The organism is Streptomyces sp. NPDC033178, assembly GCF_055577685.1.
This window is the reverse complement of record NZ_JBVIPT010000019.1, coordinates 85,762-101,385: the sequence shown is the minus strand read 5'-3', so window position 1 is coordinate 101,385 and position 15,624 is coordinate 85,762. Positions and strand designations below refer to the sequence as shown.

The 15,624-nt window shown below is 71.7% G+C and carries 15 protein-coding genes and 1 pseudogene; 13 read left to right on the top strand and 3 right to left on the bottom strand.

Annotated elements, in window-relative coordinates:
• The first annotated feature begins 131 nt into the window (after positions 1 to 131).
• The 12 genes from ACZ5VQ_RS37795 (at position 132) to ACZ5VQ_RS37740 (ending at position 11,962) form a co-directional block, all read left to right on the top strand.
• Entirely contained in the window at positions 132 to 1,475 is a 1,344-nt protein-coding gene (locus tag ACZ5VQ_RS37795; RefSeq protein WP_469108925.1) for an ABC transporter substrate-binding protein, read from the top strand.
• On the top strand, positions 1,472 to 2,413 hold the full coding sequence (locus ACZ5VQ_RS37790; RefSeq protein ID WP_469108924.1) for a carbohydrate ABC transporter permease: 942 nt from the start codon (positions 1,472 to 1,474) through the stop codon (positions 2,411 to 2,413). The genes ACZ5VQ_RS37795 and ACZ5VQ_RS37790 overlap by 4 nt, the downstream gene beginning before the upstream one ends.
• Positions 2,410 to 3,273, top strand: coding sequence for a carbohydrate ABC transporter permease (locus ACZ5VQ_RS37785; RefSeq protein WP_469108923.1), 864 nt, complete (start codon positions 2,410 to 2,412; stop codon positions 3,271 to 3,273). Before ACZ5VQ_RS37790 ends, ACZ5VQ_RS37785 begins: the two co-directional genes overlap by 4 nt.
• Complete coding sequence (locus ACZ5VQ_RS37780; protein WP_469108922.1) at positions 3,270 to 3,869, top strand: hypothetical protein; 600 nt, start codon at positions 3,270 to 3,272, stop codon at positions 3,867 to 3,869. Before ACZ5VQ_RS37785 ends, ACZ5VQ_RS37780 begins: the two co-directional genes overlap by 4 nt.
• 184 nt (positions 3,870 to 4,053) lie before the next feature.
• Positions 4,054 to 4,293 carry a hypothetical protein gene (locus tag ACZ5VQ_RS37775; protein ID WP_469108921.1) on the top strand — a complete coding sequence of 80 codons (240 nt, stop codon included), beginning with the start codon at positions 4,054 to 4,056 and terminating at the stop codon, positions 4,291 to 4,293.
• Entirely contained in the window at positions 4,290 to 6,569 is a 2,280-nt protein-coding gene (locus ACZ5VQ_RS37770) for a heavy metal translocating P-type ATPase (RefSeq protein ID WP_469108920.1), read from the top strand. Before ACZ5VQ_RS37775 ends, ACZ5VQ_RS37770 begins: the two co-directional genes overlap by 4 nt.
• Positions 6,566 to 7,099, top strand: coding sequence for a copper chaperone PCu(A)C (locus ACZ5VQ_RS37765; protein ID WP_469108919.1), 534 nt, complete (start codon positions 6,566 to 6,568; stop codon positions 7,097 to 7,099). Before ACZ5VQ_RS37770 ends, ACZ5VQ_RS37765 begins: the two co-directional genes overlap by 4 nt.
• 34 nt (positions 7,100 to 7,133) lie before the next feature.
• Entirely contained in the window at positions 7,134 to 7,904 is a 771-nt protein-coding gene (locus ACZ5VQ_RS37760) for a hypothetical protein (protein WP_469108918.1), read from the top strand.
• A gap of 219 nt (positions 7,905 to 8,123) precedes the next feature.
• Positions 8,124 to 8,777: a sigma-70 family RNA polymerase sigma factor gene (locus ACZ5VQ_RS37755; RefSeq protein WP_469108917.1), complete on the top strand. Its 654-nt coding sequence runs from the start codon at positions 8,124 to 8,126 to the stop codon at positions 8,775 to 8,777.
• 109 nt (positions 8,778 to 8,886) lie between these two features.
• Positions 8,887 to 10,272: an MBL fold metallo-hydrolase gene (locus tag ACZ5VQ_RS37750; protein ID WP_469108916.1), complete on the top strand. Its 1,386-nt coding sequence runs from the start codon at positions 8,887 to 8,889 to the stop codon at positions 10,270 to 10,272.
• A 196-nt stretch (positions 10,273 to 10,468) separates the two neighbouring features.
• Positions 10,469 to 11,215: a sulfite exporter TauE/SafE family protein gene (locus ACZ5VQ_RS37745; protein WP_469108915.1), complete on the top strand. Its 747-nt coding sequence runs from the start codon at positions 10,469 to 10,471 to the stop codon at positions 11,213 to 11,215.
• Between the two features lie 156 nt (positions 11,216 to 11,371).
• Complete coding sequence (locus ACZ5VQ_RS37740) at positions 11,372 to 11,962, top strand: rhodanese-like domain-containing protein (protein ID WP_469108914.1); 591 nt, start codon at positions 11,372 to 11,374, stop codon at positions 11,960 to 11,962.
• 14 nt (positions 11,963 to 11,976) lie between these two features.
• Here ACZ5VQ_RS37740 and ACZ5VQ_RS37735 read toward each other — a convergent pair whose 3' ends face one another.
• Both ACZ5VQ_RS37735 and ACZ5VQ_RS37730 read right to left on the bottom strand, forming a co-directional pair.
• Complete coding sequence (locus ACZ5VQ_RS37735; RefSeq protein ID WP_469108913.1) at positions 11,977 to 12,477, bottom strand: LmeA family phospholipid-binding protein; 501 nt, start codon at positions 12,475 to 12,477, stop codon at positions 11,977 to 11,979.
• Between the two features lie 78 nt (positions 12,478 to 12,555).
• A complete protein-coding gene (locus ACZ5VQ_RS37730) occupies positions 12,556 to 13,227 on the bottom strand; it encodes a TetR/AcrR family transcriptional regulator (protein ID WP_469108912.1) in 672 nt (223 codons plus the stop codon).
• A 195-nt stretch (positions 13,228 to 13,422) separates the two neighbouring features.
• Between ACZ5VQ_RS37730 and ACZ5VQ_RS37725 the strand changes: the two genes are divergently transcribed.
• Positions 13,423 to 15,027: an MFS transporter gene (locus ACZ5VQ_RS37725; protein WP_469108911.1), complete on the top strand. Its 1,605-nt coding sequence runs from the start codon at positions 13,423 to 13,425 to the stop codon at positions 15,025 to 15,027.
• Positions 15,028 to 15,315: 288 nt separating this feature from the next.
• On the opposite strand, the pseudogene ACZ5VQ_RS37720 reads toward ACZ5VQ_RS37725, so the two are convergent.
• A pseudogene (locus ACZ5VQ_RS37720) lies at positions 15,316 to 15,585 on the bottom strand (bifunctional 3-(3-hydroxy-phenyl)propionate/3-hydroxycinnamic acid hydroxylase MhpA); the annotation flags it as partial.
• Positions 15,586 to 15,624 lie beyond the last annotated feature (39 nt).

The following is a 15,624-nucleotide window of genomic DNA, read 5'->3' as shown; positions in this document are numbered from 1 at the left end:
AGAAGCAACGGGCGAGCCAGAAGCGCCGGGCGAGCCAGAAGCAATGCACGGGTCTTGTTCTGACATCAGGACCTTCCCTAGGGTCGTACCGGGGGGTGGAAGCGCTTTCTAGCGAAAGAGGTGACCCACTCATGCCCGGAAACAGGACAAGGAAGTCCTGGCCGTCCCGCAGGACCGCCAAGCTGCCCATACCGCCCCGGCCGTCCCGCAAGACGGCGGCGCTCCTCGCACTCTGCGCGGCGGCAGCGGCACTCACCGGCTGTTCGGACACGGGCGAGTCGAGTAGCGCCGGCGGCAACGTCGTGCTGCGTTACACCTGGTGGGGCAACCCGGACCGGGCCGCCCGAACCCAGGAGGCCGTCGACCTCTTCGAGAAGAAGCATCCGGGCATAGACGTACAAACTTCCTTCGCCGGATATGAGCCGTACAAGCAGAAGCTCGCCACCCAGGCCGCCGGCGGCGACGCCCCCGACGTGATGCAGCTCGACTACCGGATGATCGACCAGTACGCGTCGGGCGGCGTCCTCCTCGACCTCGGCAAGCAGCGGTCCGTCCTGAAAACAGGAGAGTTCGAGCCGGGCCTGCTCGCCACCGGCAAGGTGGACGGAAAGCTGTACGCCATCCCGCAGGGCCGGGGCACCGAGACGATGGTGTACGACACCACCCAGTGGAAGGCCGCCGGGGTCGAGCCGCCCAAGGCGGGCTGGACCTGGACCGACTGGGCCGACGCCATGCGTGAGCTGGCCGACAGGACGGGCAAGCCCGGCGGCACAGACCCCGGGCAGAGCGAGGACGCCTTCGAGATCTGGCTGCGCGGCCAGGGCAAGTCCCTCTACACGGAGGACAAGCGACTCGGTTTCACCGCCGATGACCTCACACGCTGGTGGACCTTCACCGACAAGCTGCGGCGCGAAGGCGCGGTCTCGTCAGCCGAGCAGACGACACAGCTCGACGGCTCGGTCGAGAACACTCCGCTGGGCCGTGGCACGGCCTTCTCCGAGATGAACTGGGACGCCCCGGCGAGCGGATACCTCGCCCTCGTCCCGGACGGGATCTCCCTCGCCCCCATGCCGTCGAACGAGGACGGCACGCCCGGCCAGTACTTCAAGCCCTCCATGTTCATGGGCGTCGCCGCCGACACGGGCCACCCCAAGGAATCCGCCCGGCTCGTCGACTTCATGCTGAACGACAGGGAGGCGGCGAAGATCGTCGGCGCGAGCCGCGGGATCCCGGTCAACGAGTCGATCCGCGACGAGATCGCCTCGGACCTCAAGGACTTCGACAAGACCATCTACGAGTACCAGGCGCCCTTCGAAGGCAAGCTCAACGCCCCGCCCCAGGCGCCCCCTTCGGGAGACAGCGCCCTGCAGACCACCTTCCAGCGCGACTACGACCAGGTGTCGTACGAGCGGCTGTCGCCCCGCGAGGCGGCCGAGAACTACATCACCGAGGCGAAGGCGGAGCTGAGGTCATGACCACCACCGAGATACCGGCGGCCGCCCGCACGGGGAAGCCCTCCACACCACCGAAGCGACCCGGGAAGCGCCAACGCGAGGGCGCGGCCTGGGTGTTCCTCTCCCCGTGGGTCCTCGGCGCCGCCGTACTGACCCTGCTCCCGATGGCCGTCTCGCTCTATCTCTCCTTCACGGACTACGACTTGTTCAACCCGCCCCAGTGGGTGGGCCTGCGCAACTACACGCAGATGTTCACGGAGGACCCGCGCTACTGGCGCTCGGTCGTCGCGACGCTCACCTACGTCGTCGTCGCGGTACCCCTCCAACTCGGCCTGGCCCTGGTCGTCGCGCTCGCCCTGAAGTCCATGCGACGCGGCAAGGGCTTCTACCGCTCCGCCTTCTACGCGCCCTCCCTGCTCGGCGCCTCGATGTCCATCGCCCTCGTGTGGCGCGCCGTCTTCAACGACGGCGGTACGGTCGACAACCTCCTCGGCACCGGCGGCTGGGTCAACAAACCCGGCTGGGCACTCTTCACGGTCGCCCTGCTGACGGTGTGGCAGTTCGGCGCCCCCATGGTTATCTTCCTCGCCGGACTCCAGCAGATCCCCACGGAGCTGTACGAAGCGGCGGCCGTGGACGGAGCGAGCCGATGGCGCCGGTTCCTGTCCATCACCGTGCCCATGCTCTCCCCGGTGATCTTCTTCAACCTGGTGCTCCAGACCATCCAGGCCTTCCAGGTCTTCACCCCCGCGTTCGCGGTGAGCGCGGGCAAGGGCGGACCCGCCGACTCGACCCTCTTCTACACCCTCTACCTCTACGACCGCGGCTTCGTCGCCTCCCACATGGGCTACGCCTCCGCTATGGCCTGGACGCTGCTCCTCGTCATCGGCGCGGTCACCGCCGTGCTGTTCCGGACCTCGCGCTCCTGGGTCTTCTACGCGTCCGAGGGGGACCGATGACCACCTCAACCGTCGCCGTACGCAAGCCCGTTGCCTGGCGTCGCATCGCCCTGCACCTCGGCTGTCTGGCCGCGCTGCTCGTGATGCTGTACCCGCTGGCATGGCTGCTCGCGACCTCGCTCAAGCCCGCCGACGAGGTCATCGCCAGCCTCGACCTGCTGCCCAGCAGCCTGGAATGGTCCAACTACACGACCGCCCTCGACGGAGTGAACGACGTCTCCGTGTGGCAGCTGCTCGGCAACTCGCTGTTCATCGCGGGCGGCGCGGTCGTCGGGAACGTACTGAGCTGCTCACTGGCCGCGTACGCCTTCGCGCGGCTGCGTTTCCGCTTCCGCGGTCCGCTGTTCGCGTTCATGATCGCGACGATCATGCTGCCGCACCATGCCGTGCTGATCCCGCAGTACATCATCTTCAACCAGCTCGGCATGGTGAACACCTACTGGCCGCTGATCCTGCCCAAGTTCCTTGCCACGGAGGCCTTTTTCGTCTTCCTCATCGTGCAGTTCATGCGGGGGCTGCCGCGCGAACTGGAGGAGGCGGCGCGGATCGACGGCTGCGGGCCGTATCGGAGCTTCTTCCTGGTGATCCTGCCGCTGACGCGACCCGCGCTGATCACGACCGCGATCTTCACGTTCATCTGGACCTGGAACGACTTCTTCACCCAGCTGATCTACCTCTTCTCGCCGGAGAAGTTCACGCTCACGCTGGCGCTCAGGTCGTTCGTGGACGCGTCCAGCCAGTCCGCGTTCGGCCCGATGTTCGCGATGTCGGTGATCGCCCTCCTCCCGATCGTCCTGTTCTTCCTCGCCTTCCAGCGGTTCCTGGTCGAGGGTATGGCGAACTCCGGGATCAAGGGATGAGCGCCGGACAGGCCCGCGAGACGGGCGAGATCTTCGGTCCGCGTATGACGCTGTTCGCGGACGTGCTGAGCGTCGGCGTCTGCACGGCCCTCGTGTCGCTGCCGGTCGTCACCCTGCCGGCAGCGCTGTCCACGGCGTGCGCGGTCCTGCGCGGCGCCCGCGAGGACCAACCGGCCACGGCGGGGCGGTACTTGGCGATGCTGCGGCGACGCCTGCGCGCCGGGGACCTCGCGGCCGGGGCGCTGGCCCTGGCCGGTGTCCTGCTGCTCTGGGCGGACCTCGCCCTGGCCCGCGCGGGACTGCCCGGTGCCCCGCTGTTCGCGATCGTCGCCGCCGCCATCGGCGTGTACGCGGCGCTCGTGGGTCTTCGCGCCTGCGGGCGCCCCGAGTCGCTCACCGACTGGCGGGCGGCCGTGGCGGGGGCTGCCCGGGACTCCGTACGGGACGTGGGCGGCAGCGGTCTCGTCCTGCTCGCCGTCGCGGCGGCCGCGTTGTGCGCCTGCATGCTGCTGCCGCTGTCGTTCCTGGCGCCGGGACCGCTGGCGTTGGCGCTCACGGCGGTCGACGTACGGATGCCGCACCGGCCAGAGGGGTGACAGCACCACCCGAGTGACGTACGCCACAGGCCCGCGCCGGAACTCACAGGGGTGCGCGCCCGACTACTGGACCGTCACGGCCCGGACCGGCCGACGCCGTGCGATCTGGAGAACCGGAATGGGTGAGTCCCGACAACCCTCCCCGAGCACGGGTGCCGGCACGGGCACAGTTGCAGGCGCGGGTGTGGCCGCAGTCTCCGCGCTTCGGAAGCTGGTGCCGCCGCCCGCGCTGTGCGGCTTCCTGCTGCTGCTCGCGCTCGTGTTCGTGGCGTCGTACGCAGCCGGTGCCGCCGTCGGCCCCGTCGCGCCCGGCATGCACGAGACCGGCACGAGCCGTGACGGAGACGGTGGCGGCGGAGACGGTGGCGGCGGGGGCGGCATGGACATGGACATGGGAGACACGCACGGGAGCGGCGGCCGATGAGTGCCGAACCGGTGGCCGTCGTCGTGACGACCGACCTGACCGTCGGCGGGATGACCTGCGCGGCCTGCGTGAACCGTGTCGAGAAGAAGCTCGCCAAGCTGGACGGCGTCACCGCGACCGTCAACCTGGCCACCGGGCGGGCCAGGGTGAGCCATCCGGCCCATGTCCCTCCCGAGGAACTCGTCGCCACGGTCGAGAAGGCGGGCTACACGGCCACCCTCCCCGACCCTCCCGAGCGACCGGAAGGCGGGAACGAGGACGCGGACAAGTCCGAGTCCGAGTCCGAATCCGAGGGCACCCGGCAGGATCGCGAGCGGCTGACGGTCACGGCGCTGCTCGCCGTGCCGGTGCTCGTCCTGTCGATGGTGCCCGCATGGCAGTTCCGCAACTGGCAGTGGCTGTGCTTCGTACTGGCCGCCCCGGTCGCGGTGTGGAGCTCCTGGCCGTTCCACGTACGGGCGTTGCGCGGGCTGCGGCACTCGACGGCGACCATGGACACGCTGGTCTCCCTGGGCGTGGCGGCGTCCTTCTCCTGGTCGGCCTACGCGCTGTTCCTCGGTGGCGCGGGCGAGCCCGGGATGCGGATGCCGTTCAGCCTGCTGCCCTCGGCGTCGGAGGGCGCCGCGCACATCTATCTCGAAGCGGCCGTGGGCGTACCGCTGTTCGTGCTGGCCGGCCGATTCCTGGAGGCGCGGGCCCGGCACGGGACGGGGGCGGCACTGCGGTCGCTCGCCCAACTCGCCACCAAGGAGGTCTCGGTACGCGGGGGGGGTTCCGAACGGCTCGTTCCCGTCGAGCAGTTGAGGACGGGGCACGTCTTCGTCGTACGTCCCGGGGAGCGTGTCGCCACCGACGGGGAGGTGACGGAGGGCAGTTCCGCCGTGGACCTGTCCCTGGTCACGGGCGAGAGCGAGCCGGTCGAGGTCGGTCCGGGATCGGCGGTGGTGGGCGGTGCCGTCAACGCGGGCGGACTGCTGCTCGTACGGGCCACTGCGGTCGGCGCCGACACCCAACTCGCCCGTATCACGAGGCTGGTGACAGAGGCTCAGGCCGGAAAGGCGCGGGCGCAGCGGCTGGCCGACGCGGTGGCCGGGGTGTTCGTGCCGGTGGTGCTGGCGCTCGCCGTGACCGTGCTCGGGTTCTGGCTCGGTGCCGGGGCCGATCCTCAGGCGGCGGTCACCGCGTGCGTGGCGGTACTGGTCGTGGCCTGTCCGTGCGCCCTGGGTCTGGCGACGCCGACCGCGCTCATGGCGGCCACCGGGCGTGGCGCCCAACTGGGCGTCCTGGTCGGCGGACCGCAGGCCCTGGAGTCGCTCCAGCACATCGACACGGTCGTACTCGACAAGACCGGCACCCTCACCTCCGGCCACATGAGCGTCGCCCGGGTCACCGCCGTGCCCGGCGGACTCGGGCGGGAGGCGGTACTGCGGCTGGCCGGTGCGGTGGAACAGGGCTCCGAACATCCACTGGGGCGCGCGATCGTCTCGTACGCACAACGGGCCGTGCCCGAGCGGCCGTTGCCGGACGTGGGGGAGTTCAGTGCCGAGGCGGGCCGCGGTGTCCGGGGTCGGGTCGAAGGCAGGCTGGTCGAAGTCGTCGCGCCGGACGACGAGTTGCCCCCGGCGCTCGCGGACGTGCTGCCGGTGGCGGAGGCCGCCGCGTACACCCCGGTCCTGGTCCGGGTGGACGGCGTACCCGAAGCGCTGATCGAGATCGGTGACGTCGTGCGGCCCGGGAGCTACCGGGCGGTGGACCAGCTGCGGCGGCTGGGGGTGCGGCCGGTGCTCGCCACCGGGGACCGGGAGGCCCAGGCCCTGGCCGTCGCGTCCGCACTCGGCATCGAGGAGGTGCACGCCCGCCGCACCCCGGAGGAAAAGGCCGCTCTCGTACGGGAGTTGAGAGAGGACGGCCGCCGGGTCGCGGTCGTCGGCGACGGTGTGAACGACGCCGCCGCGCTGGCCGGCGCCGACCTGGGAATCGCCATGGGCGGCGGGACGGACGCGGCCATCGGGGCCGCCGACGTAACGCTCGTACGCGGTGACATCGAGGCACTGGGGGACGCCGTACGGCTCGCCCGTCGCACCCTCGGCACCATCAGGGTCAACCTCCTGTGGGCCTTCGGCTACAACGCCGTGACCGTGCCGCTCGCCATGGTGGGCCTGCTCAATCCGATGGTGGCCGCGGCGGCCATGTCGGTGAGTTCGCTGCTCGTGGTCGGCAACAGCCTGCGGCTGCGAGCCTGGCAGCCGACGCGAAACCGGAGCCGCGCACGATGACGCGGACGACCGACCCGCATCCGTGGCGTCCGACCCGGCGCCGCCTCACCGACACCCTGCTCACCGCGCTCACCCCCGTCGCCGCGTGCAGCGTCGCGCTCGGCGCCCTGACCACCTGGGTCGCCGCGGGCCGAGCGGGCGATCCGGCGCGGATCGAGGTCACCGCCGGACGCGTCTTCCTCCCGTACGGCGACACCCGGGACACCGCCGCGTTCTTCCGGATCACCAACTCCGGGGACGCGGACGACCGTCTGGTCCGCGTCTCTTCGCCCGGCGGCGGTGAGGTCACGCTCGGGCGTCACCGCACGACGGGCGGCGGCGCCGCGTACCGGGACCCGGTTGGCTCGGCCGCCGTCCCCGCCCACGGCGGCCTCACCATGTCCCCGCACGGCCTCGACGTGATCCTGCGGGCGGGCCCACGGTGGGAACTCGGCGATCCGGTCCCGTTCACGCTGCACTTCCGGCGCAGCGGGCCGGTCACGGTGGAGGCGGTCGTGGTCAGTCCGGGCGATGTACGTGCCTCACCGTGACGCGCGGCCGGCGGATGCGGGGCCGAGGTCCGTCATGACCACGGGGTGGGGGACACGCACGGTACGGGCCGCGGTGTTCGCGGCCGTCTGCGTCGTGCTCGCCGCCCTCGGGCACGTGATGATGTCCGGCTCCCCGGTGCCCTGGTGGACGATGGCCGCCGGGGGCGTGGTGACGGGCGGCGCGGGCTGGTGCCTGGCCGCCCGTGAACGAGGACTGCCGCTGATCGTGACCGTGGTGGTCGTCGCCCAGGGGCTGCTCCACACGGGGTTTTCCTCGGCCCGGTCGGCCGCGTCGCCGGTGGGCCGGGGGTCGTGGGGATCGGGCGGCGGGGGCTCGATGCCGATGGGCTCCGCCGGGCGCGACATGGATTCCGTGCCCATGGATTCCGTGCCCGCGGATTCCGCGCACATGGGCTCCGCGCACATGGGCTCCGTACCCATGGGGTCCATACACACGGATTCCGCGGACGCCATGGACATGGGACACATGGGTTCGGGACCCATGGCTCACCCGGCGCACGACATGGACGGCATGTCCTCGCTCGGCATGTTGGCCGCCCACCTGCTGGCCGCGCTGCTGTGCGGTCTGTGGCTCGCGTACGGCGAACGCGCTGCCTTCCGCATTCTGCGGGCCGTGGCCGGACGCCTGGCCGCACCGCTGCGGCTACTGCTCGCCCTGCCCGCACCGCCGCACCGGTCGCGCGTCCGCGTACCCCGCCGCTCCCCGGACCGCTCGCTGCGACGGCTGCTCCTCGTCCACGCGATCACCTCACGAGGTCCGCCCGCCGGGACCGCTGTCGCCTGAGACAGCCGGATCCCCGAGGCGCCTCCCCGCGTGCCTCGGGCACCGGCCGTACCCCCCTGTACGGCCGGCCGCACCCCACGCGCCGGACCGACGCGCCGACCGTCCACGTGCCCACGCGGAACCAATGCGCCAACGCACCAACGCGCGCACGCGCCCACGTGATCACGTGCCCACGCGCGCCGTCGGTCCCGGTCCCGGACGACCCGAGAAGGACAACTGGTGATCACTCCAGCCCTGCCCGCTTCGCACGACAGGTCGCACGACAGAAGCGACGAGTCGATAACCGCCTGGGCGCTGGCCGCCCGTGGCGGCGACCCGGACGCCGTCGAGCGTTTCGTCCGTGCCCTGCACCGCGACGTCGTGCGCTATGTCGCCCATCTCTCCGCCGACCCCCAGGCCGCCGACGACCTGGCCCAGGACACGTTCCTGCGGGCGCTCGGCAGCCTGCACCGGTTCGAGGGGCGCTGCTCGGCCCGTACGTGGCTGCTGTCCATCGCACGCCGGGCGGTGATCGACAGCTTCCGGTACGCCGCCGCCCGGCCGCGTCTCTCCGACGTACAGGACTGGCGGCTGGCGGTCGAACACGCCCAGCCGCACGGCCTGCCCGGCTTCGACGACGGGGTGGCGCTCCTCGATCTGCTGGCCGCGCTGCCCGACGAGCGCCGTGAGGCGTTCGTGCTCACCCAGGTGATGGGGCTGCCGTACGCCGAGGCGGCCGAGCTCAGCGACTGCCCCGTCGGAACCGTCCGCTCCCGGGTGGCCCGCGCCCGCGCCACCCTCGTCGACCTGCTCGCCGAGGCCGACGCACCGGCCGCACGCGGGCACGGCGGGCACGCGGATCCCGCGTTCGAGCCGGGCAACCGGGTCGCCTGACCCGCCCGTTCCTCGGCCTTTCGAACAGCTTTCAAATACCCCCGGGGGTACATGCTAGTGTCCCTCATATACCCCGGGGGGTAATTCTCGTTCGGAAGGAGTGTCCGACGTGTTCTTCGTTGACACCATCGAGGTGGCGGGGCTCGGCAACCGCAGCTACCTGGCGGGCGGCGAGCGGGAGGCCGTCGTGGTCGATCCGCCGCGTGACGTCGACCGGGTGATCGCGGCGGCGGCCCGGCGGGGCGTGCGGATAGCGCACGTCGTCGAGACGCACGTGCACAACGACTACGTCACCGGCGGTCCCGAACTGGCCCGGCTCACGGGCGCGGCCTACCTCGTCCCGGCCGGAGCCCGCGTCTCCTTCGAGCGGACACCGGTGCGCGACGGGGACTGCGCGGTCGTCGACGCCGACGCGGGTCTGGCCCTGCGCGCGCTCGCGACCCCCGGCCACACCCCGCACCACACCTCGTACGTTCTGGAGGAGGGCGGGGCGGCGGTCGCGGTCTTCACCGGTGGGTCGCTGCTCATCGGCACGGTCGGGCGCCCCGACCTGGTCGAACCGCGCCTGACCGAGGACCTCGCCCGCGCCCAGCACGCCTCCGCCCACCGGCTCGCGGCCGAACTCCCCGACGAGACGACGGTGTTGCCCACTCACGGCTTCGGCAGCTTCTGTTCCGCCGGCCGGGCCGAGGGCGGTGCCACCACCATCGGCAAGGAGAAGTCGGCCAACGAGGCGCTCACCCGGGACGTGGACACCTTCGTCGCCGATCTGCTGGCAGGGCTGGACGAAGTCCCCGCCTACTACGCGCACATGGGTCCGGCCAACGCCGCGGGGCCCGCGCCCGTCGACCTCACCACGCCGGCCGTGGCGGACGCCGACGAGATAGCCGCCCGGCTGGCCGCGGGGGAGTGGGTGGTCGATCTGCGCAACCGCGTCGCGTTCGCCGAAGGGCATGTCGCGGGCTCGTTCAACTTCGAGGCCGAGGGCCAACTGGCCACCTATCTGGCCTGGTTGGTCCCCTGGGGCAGGCCAGTGACACTGCTCGCCGAATCGGCCGGGCAACTGGCCGCCGCTCAGCGCGAGTTGGTCCGGGTCGGCATCGACCGCCCGGCCGCCGCGGTCACCGGTGAACCCTCGGCATGGGTACGCGAGGACGAGCCCCTGGCCGCCTTCCGCCGGGCCACGTTCGCCGACCTCGCCGACCTTGCCGACCTCTCCGGTCGGCACCCTGGCGACGGCCTCGTCGTACTGGACGTCCGGCGGTCGTCCGAACGCGCCGGCGGCTTCATCGAGGGCTCGGTCCACATCCCGGTCCACGCCCTGCACGGGCGGCTCGGCGAGATTCCCGCGGGCGAGGTGTGGGTGCACTGCGCGGGCGGCATGCGCGCCGCCATCGCCGCCTCTCTGCTGGACGCGGCGGGCCGTCAAGTCGTCGCCGTGGACGACGCGTTCACCGCGGCGGAGAAGGCCGGCCTCACCGTCCGCACCGCCTGAACACGCATCGGTACGAGGGCCGGTCCTCGCGTGGGCCGGCTCCGGCGCGAGCTCAGCCCTCGCGCGGCGTCCGAACTCAACCCTCGCGCGGCGTCCGAACTCCGTCACCAGAAAGAAGCGAGACCGTGCCGATGAACGCCCTTCCCTCACCCCGTGCTCCCGGCCGCGCCGACGGTCTTGAGAACGGCACGGTGGCGTGAGCCCTCTCATACTCGCCCTGACCGCCGGTGCCGTCATCGGGCTGGCGCTCGGTGCGCTCGGGGGCGGCGGCAGTGTCCTGGCCGTCCCCGCCCTGATCTATCTGCTCGGTTTCACCCCGGTCGCGGCCAGCACCGCGAGCCTCGTCATCGTGACCGTCACCTCGGCCACGGCACTGTCCGGCCACGCACGCGACGGCCAGGTCCGCTGGCGTACGGGGGCGCTCTTCGCGGCGGCGGGCATCGGCCCGGCGCTGCTGGGCGGCGCGGTCGTGGGGAAACTGCCGGACGCCGCGCTGACCGGGGCCTTCGCCGTGGTCGCGACGGTGGCGGCGGTACGCATGCTGCGCTCCCGGCAGAGTTCGGACGACGTCCGGCCGCTCCGGTCCGCGCGGGCCGCGGCGGCCGGTGGCGGGCTCGGCGCTGTCACCGGCGTACTCGGAGTGGGCGGCGGCTTCCTCGCCGTACCGGCGCTCGTGGGCGTACTCGGCCTGCGGATGAAGGAAGCGGTGGGCACCAGCCTGCTCGTCATCACCGTCAACTCGCTCGCCGCGCTCGCGATGCGCGCCGGTACGGCCGACGGCCTGGACTGGGCCGTCATCGCCCCCTTCGCCGGGGCCGCGATCCTCGGTGCGTGGGACGGCAAACGCCTCGCCGCGAAGGTGTCCGGCCCGACGCTCCAACGCGTCTTCGCCCTGGTGCTGCTCGCGGTGGCCGCCCTCATGCTCATCGACACGGCGGTGTGACGGGCCCAGCCGCTCGATCACTACAGCGCGCCCCCAGCCCTCCAGTACCTACAGCTCTCCCCTACAGCCCTCCAATACCTGCCGTCCGCCAGTACCTCCAGCCTTCCAATACCTCCAGCCTTCCAGTAACTCCCAATACACAGGAGCACCTCAGCCATGACCGTTTCCCCCACGCCTGCCGTCGTCCTCGGTGTCGGCCAGGCCCGCAGTCGGCTGCACGACCTCACCGTCATCGACGTACGGACGCCCGGCGAGTACGCCTCGGGCCATCTGCCCGGCGCCCTGAACATCCCGCTGGACCAGGTGCGGCGGGCGCTGCGCGAACTGCGGCACGCCGCCGAGCGCGGTGACGTCCTGATGGTGTGTGCCTCCGGCAACCGCTCCCAGGCCGCCTGTGAGCTGCTGTCCGGAGAGGGCGTCGCCGCGGCGACCCTTGCAGGCGGCACGACCGCGTGGGCCGCCGAGGGCAACGACCTGGACCGGCCCGCGGCCTCCGCTGCCCGTGGCGGCTGGGCCATGGAGCGCCAGGTGCGCTTCACCGCAGGCACGCTCGTACTCGTCGGACTGGCCCTGGGACTGTTCGTCCACCCGGCCTTCCAGGTCCTCTCGGCGGCGGTGGCGGGCGGCCTGGTCCTCTCCGCGCTCACCAACACCTGCACCATGGCGGTCGTGCTCGGCAGGCTGCCGCACAACCGCCCCCGCGCGGCCGACCTGGAGGCAACGCTGGCGGCTCTGCGCAGCCACTGAGGGGGCGGAGGCGGTCATCCCTGTGCCGCGTCGTCGGGGCGGAAGGTGACCGACGTGCCCGAGAAGCGGGCGGTGAGGCCGTCGTCCGTGGTGGTGACCGAGCGAAGACGCAGGCCGTCGGGGATGTTCCGCAGCAGGATCGGCTGCTCGAAGACCTTGTCGAGCAGTGCCTGACCGGCGTCCGGCAGTACACCGCTCGTCACCCGGAAGTCCTCGAAGGCGATGCGGTTGCCGGAGACCGCCGACACCTTCACCGTCATGGTGATCCCGTCGCCGAACGGCATTGCGATCCTCGCGCTGATCCGGCCGGGCCGGTCGCCCTGGGACACCTCAAGACCGAGGGCGTCGGACACATCGGTGTACGACAGACGGGCGGTCGCTTCGGCACTGCGTGCCCGTGCCTCGCTGCCGTCGTCCGACTTCCGCAAGTCGTCGAGCCCGAGGTCGAGTTCGGTCACCGGCAGCGGGTCCTGGTACGTGGAGTCGTCGCGGTATTCGGGATGGGGGCGGTACATGAACTCTCCTGTCGCGTGTACGGGGTTGCTGGGTGCCCGAGTTGCTTGGCACCCGGGCTACTGGGCATGACACCCGGGCTACTGGGCACCGCACCCGGGCTGGTCGGCATCGCAGAGGCGGCGAACCGTCGAGGCCGCGACATCGCGGTCGGCCCCTGCGGCGATCAGAGTGGTGGTGGCGGCGCCCGTGCCGTCGTCGGCCCAGATCCCGGAGTTGACGCTGTCGAGGATGGCCAGCATGTGCGCTTCGAGGGCTCTGCTGAGCGGGCCGGGCGGGACGCCGGTGCGGAAGACGCCCTGCCGTTGGCCGCGGGCGAGGATCCCGGCGACCTTGTCGCGGACGGGAGTCAGCAGCCCGCTGAATCCGTTGGCTCCCAGGTCCTGGCGGGTGCGGGTCAGCCCGATGAGCGTGCGATAGCGGTCACCGACGGGCCAGAGGGTGAGAACGACACGCGCCAGGGCAGTCGCGGCGTCCGGGGCCTGACCTGTAACCGGCCCCGGCGCGTCGATGACGGCGATCGCGACGCGAATCGCCTCCCCCGCGTCCGCCGCGAGCCCTCCGACCAGTGCGGCCCGCCCCGCGAAGTGCGCGTACACGGTGCGACGCGCCACACCGGCAGCCTCGGCGATGTCACCGAGGCTGCTGTCGGCGTTGCGCCCCAGTTCCCGCCGAGCCGCTTCCAGGATGCGCGTGCGGGTGGCGCGGGCCGTACGGCTGCGGGGTTCGTGCGTCGCTGGCGGGCTGGTCACATCGGTACCTCGGCAGGCAGGCAGGCAGGCAGGCGGGCGGGCAGGCGGGCAGGCGGGCGGGCGGGCAGGCGGGGGTCAGGGAGGGGCTACCGAGATATTTGCACATCGACGGGCAATAAACTAGTCTGCACATCGATGGGTAATTAAGTCGCCCCGCTTGTTCCTCTCGTCCCACTCACCCCCCGGGAGCCTCCGATGCCGCTCTTCGTCAGCACACCCGTCGAGAAGATGACAGGGCCGTACTCAAGGCGCTGGCTCGCCCTGCTGGTGCTGTGTCTGAGTCTGCTGATCGTGGTCATGGCGAACACGTCGCTGATCGTGGCGGCGCCGGACATGACCAAGGACCTGGGCCTGAGCAGCAGCGACCTGCAGTGGGTCATCGACGGCTACACCGTTCCGTACGCGGCGCTGATGCTCGTCCTCGGCTCGATCGGCGACAAGTACAGCCGTCGCGGGGCGCTCGTCGCGGGTCTGGTGATCTTCGCGGGCGGTTCGGTGATGGGCAGCCTGGTCGACGGGACGGGCCTGGTGATCACGGCCCGCGCGATCATGGGCGTCGGCGCGGCGGTGGTCATGCCGGCCACGCTGTCCCTGCTGGTCGCGATCTTCCCGAAGCGGGAGCGGGCCAAGGCCATCACGGCCTGGACCGCCACCTCCGGTCTCGCCATCGCGGTCGGCCCGCTGGTGGCCGGCTGGCTTCTGGAGGACCACGCCTGGGGATCGACCTTCCTGATCAACGTCCCCATCGCCGTCGTCGCCGTGATCGGCGCGCTGGTCCTGGTGCCGCCGTCGAAGGCGGCGAACGCCGGCCGGATCGACTACGTGGGCGGACTGTTGTCGATCGTCTCGGTCGGCTCGCTCGTCTACGCGATCATCGAGGGCCCGCACTTCGGCTGGGGCACCGGCCCGGTCACCGCCGCGGTCGTAGCGGGCGTGGGCCTGCCGGCCTTCGTGCTCTGGGAGCTGCGCCACCCGCACCCGATGCTGGACGTGCGCAGGTTCGCCCAGCGTCCCTTCAGCGGCTCGATGCTGGCGGTGCTGTTCTTCTTCTTCGGCACCTTCGGGGCGATCTACTACTCCACCCAGTTCCTGCAGTTCGTCCTCGGCTACGGCGCGCTGGAGACCGGCGTCCGTCTGCTGCCGCTGGCCGGCGCGGTGTTCGTCGGCGCCGCGGCCACCGGGCGCCTGACGCCGAAGCTGGGCATGAAGGCCATGGTGGTGGCCGGCATGGCGATCGGTACCGTCGGCGTCCTCCTGCTCACCCGGATCGACACGGGCTCCACGTACGCCGACTTCCTGGCGCCGATGATGATGCTCGGGTTCGCGATCGGGCTGAGCGTGTCCCCGGCCACCGACACCATCATGGGTTCGTTCCCGGAGAGCGAGCTGGGCGTCGGCGGCGGCGCCAACGACACCGCGCTGGAACTCGGTGGCTCCCTCGGCATCGCCGTACTGGGCTCGCTACTGGCCACCGCCTACAAGGACCGGCTGGCCGACCTGGTCGGCGGGCAGCTGCCGGCCTCCGCGATGGAGACGGCCAAGGACTCGGTCGGCGGCGGTCTGGCGGTCGCCGAGCAGATCGCGAAGACCCCCTCCGCCGGACCCGAGCAGGCCCAGGCCCTGATCGACGCGGTGCACGAGGCCTTCGCCCACGGGGTCGCCCACACCAGCCTGATCGGCGGGATCATCATGGCCGCCGGAACCATGATCGTCCTCGCGGTCCTGCCCGGCCGCAAGGCCGCGAAGCGCGACCAGGACGAGCCGGATGAGAGCACCAAGGAGCGCGTGGACGTCGGCTGAGGACGCACACGCGGGTCGGTTCCGGACGGAGCCGGTCACCAGGAGGCCGGACCTCAGGTCCGGTCTTCCTCCACCCCTGACGGGTCGTGCCCGAGCGGCGCACGGCCCGGGCGGTGCCGGGACGGGACGCCCGGCACCGCCCGTCTCATGAACGGGCGGGCTCGGCAGATTCCGCCCACGAGACCGCGACCGCCCCAGCGGGCCCGCCGGAGGGCGCGTCGGCGCACGAGTGGCCCCGCGGCAAGGGCCGGACTGAGGTCACGAGCGGCTGCCGCGGTCAGGTCGGCGGCGCCAGCGGTCGGCGATACGGGCCCGGAAGGTGTACTGCGCCTGCCGCACCACCTCCAAGTCGGCGCCGTACGAGGGATCCCCCCAGGGAGCGATCAGCTCGCGCAGCCGCTCGTGATCCGGTTCCGGCTCGTCCCGCAGGCGGAACTCCCAGCGGTAGCGGTCCTCGCCGACGCGCATGAAGGTCGCCGACCGGTCGGGATCACAGATCTGCTCGACGCCTTCCCAGTAGCGGACCGGGGCGCTCGTGCGCACGTCGACGACCGTCCACGGGGTGCCGGTAAGAACCGCGTCACCAGCCGCAAACGG